The organism is Streptomyces sp. NBC_00096, assembly GCF_045041305.1.
Classification (GTDB): domain Bacteria; phylum Actinomycetota; class Actinomycetes; order Streptomycetales; family Streptomycetaceae; genus Streptomyces.
Genome location: NZ_CP108221.1, coordinates 1,581,371 through 1,595,617, shown reverse-complemented (window position 1 = coordinate 1,595,617; position 14,247 = coordinate 1,581,371). Strand labels below are relative to the sequence as shown.

General features: G+C 73.3%; 8 protein-coding genes. 7 read left to right on the top strand and 1 reads right to left on the bottom strand.

Annotated features, from left to right (window positions below):
* Positions 1 to 42 precede the first annotated feature (42 nt).
* Positions 43 to 1,623, top strand: coding sequence for a PucR family transcriptional regulator (locus OG904_RS06530; RefSeq protein WP_405488302.1), 1,581 nt, complete (start codon positions 43 to 45; stop codon positions 1,621 to 1,623).
* 314 nt (positions 1,624 to 1,937) lie between these two features.
* Positions 1,938 to 3,383, top strand: coding sequence for an aldehyde dehydrogenase family protein (locus OG904_RS06525; RefSeq protein ID WP_405488300.1), 1,446 nt, complete (start codon positions 1,938 to 1,940; stop codon positions 3,381 to 3,383).
* A gap of 87 nt (positions 3,384 to 3,470) precedes the next feature.
* Here OG904_RS06525 and OG904_RS06520 read toward each other — a convergent pair whose 3' ends face one another.
* Complete coding sequence (locus OG904_RS06520; protein ID WP_405488298.1) at positions 3,471 to 7,412, bottom strand: NACHT domain-containing protein; 3,942 nt, start codon at positions 7,410 to 7,412, stop codon at positions 3,471 to 3,473.
* A gap of 189 nt (positions 7,413 to 7,601) precedes the next feature.
* On the opposite strand from OG904_RS06520, the gene OG904_RS06515 reads away from it, so the two are divergent.
* The 5 genes from OG904_RS06515 (at position 7,602) to OG904_RS06495 (ending at position 14,032) form a co-directional block, all read left to right on the top strand.
* Positions 7,602 to 7,808: a hypothetical protein gene (locus OG904_RS06515; RefSeq protein WP_405488296.1), complete on the top strand. Its 207-nt coding sequence runs from the start codon at positions 7,602 to 7,604 to the stop codon at positions 7,806 to 7,808.
* 186 nt (positions 7,809 to 7,994) lie between these two features.
* Complete coding sequence (locus tag OG904_RS06510; RefSeq protein ID WP_405488294.1) at positions 7,995 to 9,965, top strand: acyl-CoA dehydrogenase family protein; 1,971 nt, start codon at positions 7,995 to 7,997, stop codon at positions 9,963 to 9,965.
* Positions 9,966 to 10,071: 106 nt separating this feature from the next.
* Positions 10,072 to 11,460 carry a hypothetical protein gene (locus OG904_RS06505; RefSeq protein WP_405488292.1) on the top strand — a complete coding sequence of 463 codons (1,389 nt, stop codon included), beginning with the start codon at positions 10,072 to 10,074 and terminating at the stop codon, positions 11,458 to 11,460.
* Between the two features lie 20 nt (positions 11,461 to 11,480).
* Positions 11,481 to 12,734, top strand: a complete 1,254-nt coding sequence (gene dxr, locus OG904_RS06500) for a 1-deoxy-D-xylulose-5-phosphate reductoisomerase (protein ID WP_405488290.1) — start codon at positions 11,481 to 11,483, stop codon at positions 12,732 to 12,734.
* Positions 12,731 to 14,032, top strand: a complete 1,302-nt coding sequence (locus OG904_RS06495) for a M50 family metallopeptidase (protein ID WP_405488288.1) — start codon at positions 12,731 to 12,733, stop codon at positions 14,030 to 14,032. The genes dxr and OG904_RS06495 overlap by 4 nt, the downstream gene beginning before the upstream one ends.
* The last annotated feature ends 215 nt before the right edge of the window (positions 14,033 to 14,247 follow it).

Sequence of the window (14,247 nt, the reverse complement as noted above, 5' to 3'; positions counted from 1 at the left end):
CCCCGCCGCCGAACCCCTCCTCCCTAAGGCGCCCCGGTACCCATGCCGCTCACCCTCGCCTCGCTCGTCCAGCACTCGGCGCTCAAACTCAGCGTCCGGGCCGGGGAGGGCCGCCTCGACACCCCCGTGCGATGGGCCCACGTCAGCGAGCTCGCCGACCCCGTCCCCTACATGGAGGGCGGGGAGCTGCTCCTCATCACCGCGATGAAGCTGGACGCCGAGGACCCCGAGGAGATGCGGCGCTACGTACGCAGGCTCGCGGCGGCCGGCGTCGTCGGGATCGGCTTCGCCGTCGGCGTCAACTACGACGCCGTGCCCGAGGCGCTGGTCGAAGCCGCCCGGGCCGAGGACCTGCCGCTGCTGGAGGTGCCCCGGCGCACCCCCTTCCTCGCCATCAGCAAGGCCGTCTCCGCCGCCCTCGCCGCCGACCAGTACCGGGCCGTGACCGCGGGCTTCGAGGCGCAGCGGGAACTGACGCGGGCCGCACTGTCCGCAGACGGCCCCGGCGAACTGCTGGCGAAGCTGGCGGCGCACGTGCACGGCTGGGCCGCCCTCTACGACACCTCCGGCGCCGTGGTCGCCGCCGCGCCCGACTGGGCCGCGCGCCGGGCGGCCCGCCTGACCCCCGACGTCGAGCGGCTGCGGGAGCGGCCGGCTCCGGCCAGCGCCGTGGTCGGCGGCTCCGAGGACCGGGTCGAGCTCCAGTCGCTGGGCACCGGACGGCGGGCGCGGGGCGCGCTGGCCGTCGGCACCGGAGCCCCGCTCGGTACGGCGGAGCGGTACGCCGTCCACTCGGCGGTGGCCCTCCTGACCCTGACCACCGAACGCTCCCGCTCCCTGCACGACGCGGAGTCCAGGCTCGGCGCGGCCGTGCTGCGCATGCTGCTCGCCGGGCAGGCGGAGCACGCGCAGGCCGTGGCCGGGGACCTGTACGGGCCCCTGCTCGAGGCGCCGTTCCGGATACTCGTGGCGGAGCCGGCCCTGACGGGCACCGCGCAGCCGCAGGGCCTGGCCATGCTGGCCGACGCGGTGGAATCGGCGGCGGCGCGCACAGGGGAGACGCTGCTGGTGGTGCCCGAGCCCGGCCGGCTCGTCGCCCTGGTGGCCGACGGGGGCTCGGCGGTCCAGGCGTGCGCCGACCACGCGGAGGCGCTGGAATCACGGCGCGGCCGGGAGACGGGCGAGCCGGAGCCGGACGAGCTGGTCCTCGGGCTGTCCGCGCCGGCGGGGGCCTCCGGCGTGGCGGCGGCCTTCAAACAGGCCGTCCAGGCCCTCGCCGTGGCCCGGCGGCGCGGCCGCCCCATGGTCGAGCACGAGGACCTCGCGGCGGGCTCGGTCCTCCCGCTGCTCGCCGACGACGCGGTACGGGCCTTCGCTGACGGCACGCTGCGGGCGCTGCGCGAGCACGACGAGAAGGGCCGCGGCGATCTGGTGGCCTCGCTCCAGGCCTGGCTCTCCCGCCACGGGCAGTGGGACGCGGCCGCCGCCGACCTCGGGGTCCACCGGCACACGCTGCGCTACCGGATGCGGCGGGTGGAGGAGATCCTCGGCCGCTCCCTGGACGACCCGGACGTCCGCATGGAGCTCTGGCTGGCCCTGAAGGCCACGACGCCGACGACATAGAGGGCCCGGGCCCGGGCCCGGGCCCTGCTCAACGCCCGGCGGGGCTGGACATGTCCAGCCCCGCCGGGCGAAATCAAGCCCCGCCGGCGTTTGAGGCGCGGGGTCTGGGGCGGAGCCCCAGCACGGCCCCGCGCGGGCACCCGTACGAGCACCCCGCAGGGGACCCGCACGCTCGGCGCCCGCCCCGACACTGACAAAGCGGCGCGCCGCGCCACGCCCGTACTCCACCCCGGACAAACGCCGAAACCGCGACGGAGTCCTACGGTGGAGGGGACAAGGACCCACCGCACACACTCCGAAGGGCCGGGATCAGCATGACTTCCACCCACGCCTTCTGGCTCGCCGGCCGCCAGGCCACCGGCGACGACAGCTTCGACGTCCACTCCCCGTGGGACGGCCGCCTCGTCGGTACCGTGAGCGTCCCGACCGACGCCCAGGTCGAAGAGGCCGTCGCAGCGGCGTACGCCGTGACGGCGGAGTTCTCCGCGACCCCGGCCCACGTACGCGCCGAGGCCCTGGCCCACGTGGCGCGCCGGCTCGCCGAGCGCACCGAGGAGATCGCGCTGCTGATCTCCGCCGAGAACGGCAAGCCCATCAAGTGGGCCCGCGGTGAGGTCGGCCGTGCGGTGTCCGTGTTCCGCTTCGCCGCCGAAGAGGCCCGCCGCTTCAACGGCGGAGAGGCCCAGCGCCTGGACACCGACGCCGGTGGCGTCGGCCGGCTGGCCCTGACCCGCCGCTTCGTCAAGGGTCCCGTCCTCGGCATCGCCCCGTTCAACTTCCCGCTGAACCTGTGCGCCCACAAGGTGGCCCCCGCCATCGCCGTCGGCGCGCCGATCATCCTGAAGCCGGCCCCGGCCACCCCGCTCTCCGGTCTGATCCTCGGTGAGCTGCTCGCCGAGACCGACCTGCCGGCCGGTTCCTGGTCCGTGCTCCCCGTCGCCAACGACAAGATGCCGGAGCTGGTCAAGGACGAGCGCCTGCCCGTCATCTCCTTCACCGGTTCCGACAAGGTCGGCTACGCCATCCAGCAGGCCGTGCCCCACAAGCACTGCACCCTGGAGCTCGGCGGCAACGCCGCGGCCGTGGTCCTCGAGGACTGGTCCTCGGAGGCCGACCTCGACTGGGCCGCGAACCGCATCGCGACCTTCTCGAACTACCAGGCCGGCCAGTCCTGCATCGGCGTGCAGCGCGTGATCGCCGACGCCGCCATCTACGACCGGCTGGTCGAGAAGGTCGTCGCCAAGGTTCAGCAGCAGGTCACCGGGGACCCCAACGACTCCGCCACCGACGTCGGCCCCCTCGTCTCCGAGGACGCCGCCAAGCGCGTCGAGTCCTGGGTCGACGAGGCCGTGGCCGCCGGAGCCAAGCTGCTCACGGGCGGCAAGCGCGAGGGCGCCTCGTACGAGCCCACCGTCGTCGCCGAGGTGCCCGAGGGCGTCACGCTGGCCACCGAGGAGGTCTTCGGACCGGTCCTCACCCTGCGCCGGGTCGAGAACACCGACGAGGCCTTCGCCGCCGTCAACGACTCGAAGTTCGGTCTGCAGGCGGGCGTCTTCACGCGGAACATCCAGACCGCGTTCCGTGCCCACCGCGAGCTGGAGGTCGGCGGCGTGATCGTCGGCGACGTCCCGTCCTACCGCGCCGACCAGATGCCGTACGGCGGCGTCAAGCAGTCCGGCGTGGGCCGCGAGGGCGTGCGCTACGCGATGGACGACTACACCTACGAGCGGGTCCTGGTCCTCAGCGGCCTCGACATCTGACCGAACTCGTTCGGCCGAGAAGCCGACGGCCGGAGCCTACTGTGCGGGGGCTCCGGCCGTCTTTTCGCATGCGCCCACGGGGACCGCTCAGTCCGACCCGTCCTCGAGCAGCACGTGCCCGGGGCTGAGCCGGGCCAGTGTCCACGACGCACCGTCGATCTCGCGGCGCTTCGATCCGGGTGCGGTGAGCATGCCGGTCAGCATGTGCAGGGCCTCGTCCCGGCAGTGACTCCCGAGACCGGCCAGCGCCTCCACCGTCTCGCACCACTCGTACTCGTCGGCCTGGAAGGCCCTGATCCTTTCCCGCAGCGCCTGCGCGGCGTCGTCCGTGTGCGCGGGACCGAGGACGGCGAGCATCTTCGCCACCTCTCCGATTCCGTCCGTCCTGCGATCGCCCAGCGCCTGAACCAGGGCCTCGACCGCCCACTTCCCGTACGGCTCGCCCAAGTCGACCAGCGTTTTCGCCGCAGACTCGCGGTTGTACTCGAACACGTCAGGCGCGGCCACCACGGCACGCAGAGCTTCCGCCGCAGCCGCCACATGCGGGCCGCCCAGGGCGAGCAGCGCCGGTACCGCCACATCCCGCGTGTAGAACGGCGTCTGCAGGTCGGCCACCACGGCCCGAATCCCTTCCGCGGCGAGCGCCACGTCCGGACCACCCAGGGCGAGCAGCTCCTCGGCCGCCGCGAGCCTCTCCTCCGGGCTGATGTTCCGATCGACGACCACCTCCCGCAGGACCGGGATGGTGACCGACTCGAAGCGCCTGTCCAACGCAAGGAGCTTGCGGGCCGCCGTCCCCCGGATCTCCGTGTTCTGCTTCTTCCATCCCCGCCCCCCGGCGGCCAGTGCTTCCAGGGCCTCGACGGCTCCCGCCGTGCGCAGCCTGCCCTGTTCCGCCAGAACGTGCACGATCTTGGTCCGGAGCTTCGTACTCGATCTCCGGTCGGCCAGCAGGGATCGCAGGATCGGCACGTCCCCACGCCAGTCCCTGCTCGGCGCCTCGAGGAGCAGCAGCCGCGCGGCGTCCCTACGCACCCGCGCACTCGCGTCACCACCGGCGAGCAGGTCCTCCAGGGCCTTGGCAGCCTGCGGCATGTGCTCGTCGGATGACTTCAGGGCCGCCACGGCGCGCCGCCTGTCGTGCGGAGCCGTCCGATGATCACCGATCACGGCCAGCAGGTGTCCGGCGTCCTGCCGGTACGGTCCGCCGGGCTCACGCAGGACCCGCCACGCCCGCCACCGGCCGGTCCAAGGGGTACGCGGGTCTGCGGCCATCACCCGGAGGCATTGCGCCGCCTCCTCGACACGGGTCCCGCCCAGGCCCGCCAGTTCCTCGGCCGCTTCCATCCGGTCGGACCAGGGTGCGCTCCGGTCCCCGGTCGCGTCGTGCAGGATCCGCGCCGCCGCCTCCACGTACGTCCCGTCCAGCCCCGCCAGTGCCTTCGCCGCCTTCAGCCGTTCCTGTCCTCCGCTCCCTTCCGCCATGGCCCGCAGGGCCTCCCCCGCCTGCCCCACGTACGTCCCTCCCAGCCAGGCCAGCATGTGTGCCCCGAAGCGCCGCTCGACCGGATCCTGGCTGCCGTCCGCGATCACCTCCCGGAAGACTTCCGCCGCCTCCGCCACGTGGGCCTCGCCCAGGGCGGCCAGGTGGCGAGCCGCGACCTGCCGGTGCCGCACGTCCTGACCTTCGGACATCACCCTTCGGAAGGCCTCCGCCGCTTCTTCCACGTGTGTCCCGCCCAACCCGGCCAGGGCGTCGGCAGCAGTCCACCGGGTGTGGGCGTCGACGCCGGGCGCGTCGAAGATCTCGAGGAGGGCCCGGGCGACCGCGCCCTCGCAGTACCGTGCCTGGGCGGCCAGCGCGGTCACGGCTCCCCACCGCTCGATGAGATGGGCTCGAGGGTCGAGCGCGACGGCCCGCAACGCCTGGACACCCTCCGGGGCATGCGTGGGGTCGATGGACGCCAGTGCTCGCGCCGCCCGGCCCCGCAACTTCGCCGCCGGATCCGCGACCGCCCGCAGCAGCGCCCGGCAGGCGGCCGCGTGATCCCGCGCCGCAAGCGCCTGCGCCGCGTGCACCCAGTACGGAGAGTCCTCGTCGTGCGCGGTGTCGTGCAGGTACTTCCCGACCAGGTCGTGGGGGATGCGGCTCAGCAGATTCCAGCGATCGCCGACGATGTCCGCGTACGGTGATCCGGCGGCCGCTGCAAGGAACCGCTCGATGTGCCGGTCCTGCGCGGGGCACCGCTCGGCCAGGAGGCGGCCGGCCGACAACTGGTCCCGGAACGGGCCCTCCTGGAGCCAGTCCAACAGCGCCGTACCGCCCCTGCGATGCCGGTGGCTGTAGTGGACCAGTGCTCCGACCTGGACTTCCACCAGTGCTCCGAAGGCCCAGCGGTCCCCGAAGGCACGGCGCAGCGCATCGCGCCAAGCGTTCGACTCCGGGTCGAACTCCTCGGGCAGGGCGTCGGCCAGGAGCTCGGCCGCCAGGTGTTCGGCGAAGGTGGCGTGCAGGAACCGCAGACCGGCCCCCGTGCGCACCAGGAGACCGGTGCCCAGCAGGGCCTCGGTGACCGATCCGTCCCAGCCGTCGAGCGGGGACAGCGCGCCGAAGCGGCCGTGCCCGTCGGCGGCGTTCTCCTCCCACCAGCGGCGTGCCTCCTCGGCGAGGTCCGCCGTGCCCCGTGCCACCTGGCGGTGGGCCAGATGCATGACCAGGTCGTCGAGATGCCGGCGCAGGTACGCCACCGCTGCCGTGCCCCGGGCCGTCAGTTGGGCCCGTGCCTCCAGCTCCTCCCAGAAGCGGCGGACCTTGTCCTGTTTCGCCGCCCTCAGGTGCGCCCTGGCCTCCTCGTACAGCTTCCAGCGGCTGTCGGGGAGCGGGCGATCGGGGTCGTCCTCGAACACGAGCACCGCGACCGTGGCCAGCAGGGGGTTGTGCAGCAGAGTGCCCAGCTCCGCCTCGTCGACCTGCCGCAGAAAGCTGTCGGCGAGATCCGCCCGCCCGGAGTCCTCGAGCCAGGCCCGTGCGAATGCCTCCAGACCCACCTGGTCGAAGGGCTCCAGCTCGTACGCCTCGAAACCCGCCCGCGCGAGGACCGGTGTCCCTTCGGGATCGGGCCGGGTGGTGAGCAGCAGCCGGGGTCCGTCCCCGGGGCGGCCGGCGAGCAGGTTGATCAGGCGGCCGCGGTGCTCCCGGTCCACCTCGTCGAGGGCGTCGACGAGGATCAGCCAGCGGGCCCCGCGGGGGAGTTCCGGAAGTCCTCCCGTACCGAGCCCGGTGGCCCGGGCCACGGCGGCCTCGAAGCCGGGCCCGGCGCCGGCGATCTGCGCCGCGGTGACCAGCAGCGGCACCAGGCCGTCGGGTTCTGCCGAGCCCTGCGCGGCGTTCCCCAGGTCGAGGGCGCACCGGTGCAGCAGCGTGGACTTCCCGCCGCCGGGTTCGGCCTGCACCAGCAGGTGGCCGCCCCCGCCCGCACCGAGCACGCCCTCGATCGGTCGCGCCGGACCTTCACGGCGTTCGTGCTCCGCTCCCGAAGCGTCCAGCAACTGGCGTACGTACACGGTGGTCAGGCGGCGCGGGCGTCCCTCGGGGCGCAGCAGGTAGGGGAGTTCCTCGGCGGCTTCGCGCTGGCGCTCCAGGACGCCGCGTACCGGCTCCGGCAGCCAGTGCCGCGGCCGTTCGCCGTCCGCCGCGCCGGGCGTCGCCGCGGGGGACGCGGGCTCGTCGCGGGCCTTGCGCCACCAGGCCACCCAGCAGGCCTCGTCGTACAGCCCGCGCGTGGCGTCGTCCGGGGCGGTGCGGCCGCTCGCCTCCCTGATCAGGGAGCCCACCACGGCGAGCAGTTGTGCTTGCGACTGCGGGACGTTGTCGCCGTTCTTCCAGGCGCTGACGCGGTTGAGCGTGACCCGCTGGCCCTTCGGCGCCAGTCGCCGGTTCGCCTCCGAGACCACGTGCTTGAGCGGAGGCCGTCCCACCGCCTCGTGCAGCTCCGCCAGTCTGGCGGCGAAGTTCCGTCGCGCGCCCACCGTTCTCCCGTCACCGAGCCGTTCCGGTCCGGTCCTGACCGGAAAGGCCAGCCTAGGGCGCCTCACCTGGGCCGTCCCAGGGGATTGCCGAAACCGGAATCCGTTCTCCTCACGGCCGGTGCCTGAATCGGAGCCGGGCCGAGCCGAGACAAGGCGACGCGAGGCCCACAGTCACCGGAGGAGCAGCACATGAACAGCAGCACCATCGACACCGTTCTCACCGGCGTGACCGCCCTGGGCGCGGGCGGGATCCTCTACGGCACGACGGTCGGCGTGACCGCCGCGGTCGCGGTGTTCGCACCTACGCCGGCCCGCCGCCGCGACGCCCGTGCCGTACTGGTGATCCTGCTCCGGCGCCGTCCGGCGCACTCGTGGGACTCCGGGACCCAGGGCTGAGCCACCGCGCGGCGCCGGACCGTACCGTCGCCGCGGGATGCCGGGTGCCCCGGCCGGAGTCCGCTGTGCGGGGGCTCCGGCCGTCCCTCTTTTACCGCCGCTTCCCCGCCGCCCGAAACGGGTACGACTCACTGGTAGCACCCACCGGTAAGCACTCCCACTCTCGGCGGCGAGGTGAGCCCCCTCATGTCCGCAACACAGCCCACACAGCCCGCACAGCCTGTACCGCCCGCACAGCCCAAGGTGACCGAGCGCGAGGCACGACAGGTCGCGGAAGCGGCCCGGGAACAGGACTGGAAGCGGCCCAGCTTCGCCAAGGAGCTGTTCCTGGGACGGTTCCGGCTCGACCTGATCCATCCCCACCCGCTCCCCGCCGAGGAGGACGTCCGGCGCGGCGAGGCCTTCCTGGCCCGGCTGCGGGCCTTCTGCGAGACCTCCGTCGACGGGGCGCGCATCGAGCGCGAGGCGAAGATCCCCGACGAGACCGTGCGCGGGCTCAAAGAGCTCGGCGCGCTCGGCATGAAGATCGACCCCAAGTACGGGGGCCTGGGCCTCACCCAGGTGTACTACAACAAGGCGCTCGCCCTCGTCGGCTCCGTCAGCCCGGCCATCGGCGCCCTGCTCTCGGCCCACCAGTCGATCGGCGTGCCCCAGCCGCTGAAGATGTTCGGCACGCAGGAACAGAAGGACGCCTACCTGCCGCGCTGCGCGACCACCGCCATCAGCGCCTTCCTCCTCACCGAGCCCGACGTGGGCTCCGACCCGGCGCGCCTGGCCACCACGGCGGTCCCGGACGGGGAGGACACCTACGTCCTGGACGGCGTGAAGCTCTGGACCACCAACGGGGTCGTCGCCGACCTGCTCGTCGTCATGGCCCGCGTCCCCCGGAGCGAGAACCACAGGGGCGGGATCACCGCCTTCGTCGTCGAGGCCGACTCGCCGGGCATCACCGTCGAGCACCGCAACGCCTTCATGGGCCTGCGCGGCCTGGAGAACGGCGTCACCCGCTTCCACCAGGTCAGGGTCCCCGCCGCCCAGCGCATCGGCGCCGAGGGAGCCGGGCTGAAGATCGCCCTGACCACGCTGAACACCGGCCGGCTCTCGCTGCCCGCCATGTGCGTGGGCGCCGGCAAGTGGTGCCTGAAGATCGCCCGCGAATGGTCCGGCGTACGCGAGCAGTGGGGGCGGCCGGTCGCGAAGCACGAGGCCGTCGGCGCCAAGATCTCCTTCATCGCCGCCACCACCTTCGCCCTGGAGGCCGTCGTCGACCTGGCCTCCCAGATGGCCGACGAGGACCGCAACGACATCCGGATCGAGGCCGCCCTCGCCAAGCTCTACGGCTCCGAGATGGCCTGCCTGATGGCCGACGAGCTGGTCCAGATCCGCGGCGGGCGCGGGTTCGAGACGGCCGAATCGCTGGCCGCGCGCGGGGAGCGGGCCGTCCCGGCCGAACAGATGCTCCGTGACCTGCGGATCAACCGGATCTTCGAGGGCTCCACCGAGATCATGCACCTGCTGATCGCCCGCGAGGCCGTGGACGCCCACCTGTCGGTGGCCGGCGACCTCATCGACCCGGAGAAGGCGCTGGGCGACAAGGCGAAGGCGGGCGCCCGCGCGGCCGGGTTCTACGCCCGCTGGCTGCCCAAGCTCGCCACCGGTGCCGGGCAGGTCCCCGGCACCTACCGCGCCTTCCACCCCACGGGCCACCCCGACCTCGCCACCCACCTGCGCTACGTCGAGCGCGGCTCGCGCAAACTCGCCCGGTCGACCTTCTACGCCATGTCCCGCTGGCAGGGCCGTATGGAGACCAAACAGGGCTTCCTCGGCCGGATCGTCGACATCGGCGCCGAGCTCTTCGCGATGAGCGCGGCCTGCGTGCGCGCCGAACACCTGCGGGCCACCGGCGACCACGGCCGCGAGGCCTACCAGCTGGCCGACGCCTTCTGCCGGCAGTCCCGGCTGCGGGTGGAGGAGCTCTTCGGCCGGCTCTGGGACAACACCGACGACCTGGACCGCAAGGTCGTCGCCGGGGTCCTGTCCGGCACCTACACCTGGCTGGAGGAGGGGATCCTCGACCCGTCCGGGGACGGTCCGTGGATCGCCGACGCCACCCCCGGCCCGTCGACGCACAAAAACGTGCACCGCCCACTGCGCTGACCTGCGATCATCTCCGGACGCCGGACAGGCGTACGAGGATGGGTGCGGGCGCGCGTGGGTACGCGTACCCGCACAGGGACGAGCACGGGCAAGGCGGTAGAGAGCGATGCCGACGGCTGAGGAGGACCGGGCCAGCCGACGGCTGGCCCGGTGCGCGGCGCACGTACTGCGCCACGCACCGGACCACGTCGTCGCCGACCTGATCGGCCGGCTAGACGGGCCGGCCCGCAAATACCTGTGCCGCGACGAGTGGCTGTCGGCCTCGACCGTCACCCTGCTGCTGCGCCACGGCAGCCAGGAGGACCGGCAGTACGTCGCCCGCAACCCGCACGTGGTCGGACGGCCCCTGCCCGGGCTGCCCGGCCCGGCACGGTACGCGGCCCGCCCCGGGCCGTCGCCGGAGCTGCTGCGGGAGGTCGGCCCCGGGCCGTTCACCACCGGCGGGCTCATCGCGCTGCTGCGCCGGCACGGCCGCCGGCCGAGGATCCCCCTGACCCTGCTGCGGATGCCGCACGAGCCCCTCGACCCCGCCGTCCTGCTGGCCGAGCACGCCCGGGAACCGCTGCCGCCCGGTGCGGTCGAGGCCCTGCTGCTGGCCGGCGCCCTGCCCCGGGAGGTCTGCCGGGCCCTCCTCGACGAGGGCGCGCGGGACACGGACGGGGACCGGTGGTACCGGCCGGCCGTGCGGGCCGTCCGGATGGGCCTGCTCACCTGCGACGAGCTCGCCGCCCACGTGGCCCCCGCGCGCCGGACCCTGCTGCTCGTGGACCTCCCCGCGGCCTCCGGCCTGCGCTGGTCCCTGCCCGAGCGGACGGGGATGCGCACGGCCGTGGCCCGGGCGCTGCGCCCCCTGCGGGACGACCCCCGGCTCCGGGCGGAGCTGCTCCGCCACGCCCCGGCCTTCCGCGGCACCCTGCCGGTCCTCGTGGCCAGGATCGTGCGCGGCACCCTGCGGGAGGAGCCCGCCGCGGGGCCGGATGCGGACCGGGCGGACGTCGACCGGGCGAACGTCGACCGGGCCGACACCGACCATGCGGCCGCCGACCGCGCTGACGCCCTCGCGCTCGCGGTCGCCGACGCGGTGCGCTCCCTGGCCCCGAAGGCCGCCGAGCCCGCCGGAGGCGTGGACCGCGAGCTGGCCCTCGCGAGCCTCGCGGTGCCCATGGAGTCCGTCCAGGAGGACATCCGGTGGGTGCGCGACTGCCTCGCCCGCGGGCTGCTCACCGGGGAGGACGTGATCCGGCACAAGGCACCGGCCTGCTGGGCCCTGGACGAAGACCACTGGCTGGGCGGTGTGAGCCACCCCGACCGGCACGACTGGCCCGCGCCGGTGCTCGCCTCGCGGGCCGAGGCCGACCGGCTGTTCGCCCTGGCCCTGGGCGCCGATCCGGATGCCTGGTGGCGGGTCGTCACCACCCTCCCGGACTTCGCCGGAACGCTGCCGCACCTGCTCCTGCGGGTCACGGAAGGGGGCTCAGTGTCCGGACGCCCCTGAGTTGCGGCAACAATGGGCTCATGAGCGACCGCCCCGCCCCCCTCGCCGATCCGCACCTCCTCTTCGACCCCGCGGCCGGCCGGAGGGACATCGTCATCCTCGGCTCCACCGGGTCCATCGGGACCCAGGCCATCGACCTCGCCCTGCGCAACCCGGACCGGTTCCGGGTGACCGGGCTGTCCGCCGCCGGCGGGCGGGTCGCCCTGCTGGCCGAGCAGGCCCGGCTGCTGCGCGTGCACACCGTGGCCGTCGCGCGCGAAGACGTCGTACCGGCCCTGAAGGAGGCGCTCGACGCCCAGTACGGCGCCGGTGAGCCGCTGCCCGAGATCCTCGCCGGCCCGGACGCCGCGACCGAGCTCGCCGCCTCCGAGTGCCACACCGTCCTCAACGGCATCACCGGTTCCATCGGCCTCGCGCCCACCCTCGCCGCGCTGCGGGCCGGCCGGACCCTGGCCCTCGCCAACAAGGAGTCGCTGATCGTCGGCGGCCCGCTGGTGAAGGCCCTCGCGAAGCCCGGCCAGATCATCCCGGTCGACTCCGAGCACGCGGCGCTCTTCCAGGCGCTCGCCGCCGGCACCCGGGCCGACGTGCGCAAGCTCGTGGTCACCGCCTCGGGCGGGCCCTTCCGCGGCCGGACCCGCGCCGAGCTGGCCGGGGTCACCGTCGAGGAGGCCCTCGCGCACCCCACCTGGGCCATGGGACCGGTGATCACCGTCAACTCGGCGACCCTGGTCAACAAGGGCCTGGAGGTCATCGAGGCGCACCTGCTCTACGACATCCCCTTCGACCGCATCGAGGTCGTGGTCCACCCGCAGTCCTACGTCCACTCGATGGTGGAGTTCACGGACGGCTCCACGCTCGCCCAGGCCACCCCGCCGGACATGCGCGGACCGATCGCGATCGGCCTCGGCTGGCCCGAGCGGATCCCGGACGCGGCCCCCGCCTTCGACTGGACCAAGGCCTCGTCCTGGGAGTTCTTCCCGCTGGACACCGAGGCCTTCCCCGCGGTGGGCCTGGCCCGGCACGTGGGCACCGTGGGCGGCACCGCGCCCGCCGTGTTCAATGCGGCGAACGAGGAGTGCGTAGCGGCGTTCCTGGCCGGTCGGCTGCCGTTCACAGCAATCATGGATACGGTCTCTGCCGTGGTCGATGAGCACGGGTCTCCCGCCCCGGGAACTTCCCTCACGGTCGCGGACGTCCTTGAAGCGGAGACCTGGGCCAGGGCCCGGGCACAGGAAAAGGCGGCACGGGCCGCAGTGGAGGCGCGCGCATGACCATACTGCTGACCTTGATCGGCGTGCTCGTCTTCGTGTTCGGGCTGCTCATCTCCATCGCCTGGCACGAGCTCGGCCACCTTTCGACGGCCAAGCTCTTCGGCATCCGCGTGCCCCAGTACATGGTCGGCTTCGGCCGGACCGTCTGGTCGCGCAAGAAGGGCGACACCGAGTACGGCCTCAAGGCCATCCCGATGGGCGGCTACATCCGCATGATCGGGATGTTCCCGCCCGGCGAGGACGGCAAGGTCACCGCCCGTTCCACGTCGCCGTTCCGCTCGATGATCGAGGACGCGCGCTCGGCGGCGTACGAGGAGCTGCAGCCGGGCGACGAGTCGCGGCTCTTCTACACGCGCAAGCCGTGGAAGCGCGTGATCGTGATGTTCGCGGGACCGTTCATGAACCTGGTCCTGGCGATGGCGATCTTCTTCGGCGTCTGGATGACCTTCGGGGTGCAGCAGACGACCACGCAGGTCCAGACCGTCTCCGAGTGCGTCCTCAAGCAGAGCGAGAAGCGCGAGGTCTGCAAGGACGGCGACCCGGTGGCCCCGGGCAAGGCCGCGGGACTGCAGGCCGGCGACAAGATCGTGGCTTTCGACGGCAAGCGGATCGAGGACTGGGACGCACTCCAGAAGTCCATCCGCAACACCATCGGAGCCGCCACCATCACCGTCCTGCGCGACGGCCGGCAGGCGGACCTCCACGCGAACCTCGTGGAGAACCGCGTGGGCAAGACCGACGGGCACGGCGGGTACGTCAAGGGCGAGTACGTGTCGGCCGGCTATCTCGGCATCGGCCCCAAGTCCGTGATCGCACCGCTCACCTTCACCCAGTCCGCGGACCGGGTCGGGGAGGTCGTCGAGGGCAGCGTGCAGGGCCTGGCCCAGCTCCCGGGCAAGATCCCGGCGCTGTGGAACTCCGTGTTCAACGGCGCCGAGCGCGAGCCCGACTCCCCGATGGGCATCGTCGGCGCCGCCCGGATCAACGGCGAGATCGCCGCCCTGGACATCCCGAGCGAGCAGCGGATGTCGATCATGCTGAACGTCCTCGGCATGTTCAACCTCTCCCTCTTCCTGTTCAACATGCTGCCCCTGCTGCCGCTGGACGGCGGGCACATCGCGGGCGCCCTGTGGGAGTCCGTGCGGCGCGGCTTCGCGAGGGTCTTCCGGCGCGCCGATCCGGGCCCGTTCGACGTGGCGAAGCTGATGCCCGCCGCGTACGTGGTGGCCGGGGTCTTCCTCTGCTTCACGCTGCTGGTGCTGGCCGCCGACGTGGTGAACCCGATCAAGATCACCTGAGCCGGATCGGCAGCCGGGCCGGCAGCCGGATCAGCAGCGGACCGGCAGCCGGACCGGCAGAACGACCAGCGGCTTGTCGTACGAACAGTTCGTACACCACCCGCACGGGAGCCGGGCACGCTTCGTGCCCGGCTCCCTACGTTCGGGTGGCACACCCCCTGCGATGCGCGGGGCACGCGCTGGTTGGCGTAATCTCGAAGGCTGGAGCCCGCCGA

Coding starts and splice junctions, on each gene's coding strand:
- OG904_RS06495 (WP_405488288.1), top strand. CDS start 12,731: ATGACCATACTGCTGACCTTGATCGGCGTGCTCGTCTTCGTGTTCGGG.
- OG904_RS06530 (WP_405488302.1), top strand. CDS start 43: ATGCCGCTCACCCTCGCCTCGCTCGTCCAGCACTCGGCGCTCAAACTC.
- OG904_RS06505 (WP_405488292.1), top strand. CDS start 10,072: ATGCCGACGGCTGAGGAGGACCGGGCCAGCCGACGGCTGGCCCGGTGC.
- OG904_RS06510 (WP_405488294.1), top strand. CDS start 7,995: ATGTCCGCAACACAGCCCACACAGCCCGCACAGCCTGTACCGCCCGCA.
- dxr (WP_405488290.1), top strand. CDS start 11,481: ATGAGCGACCGCCCCGCCCCCCTCGCCGATCCGCACCTCCTCTTCGAC.
- OG904_RS06515 (WP_405488296.1), top strand. CDS start 7,602: ATGAACAGCAGCACCATCGACACCGTTCTCACCGGCGTGACCGCCCTG.
- OG904_RS06525 (WP_405488300.1), top strand. CDS start 1,938: ATGACTTCCACCCACGCCTTCTGGCTCGCCGGCCGCCAGGCCACCGGC.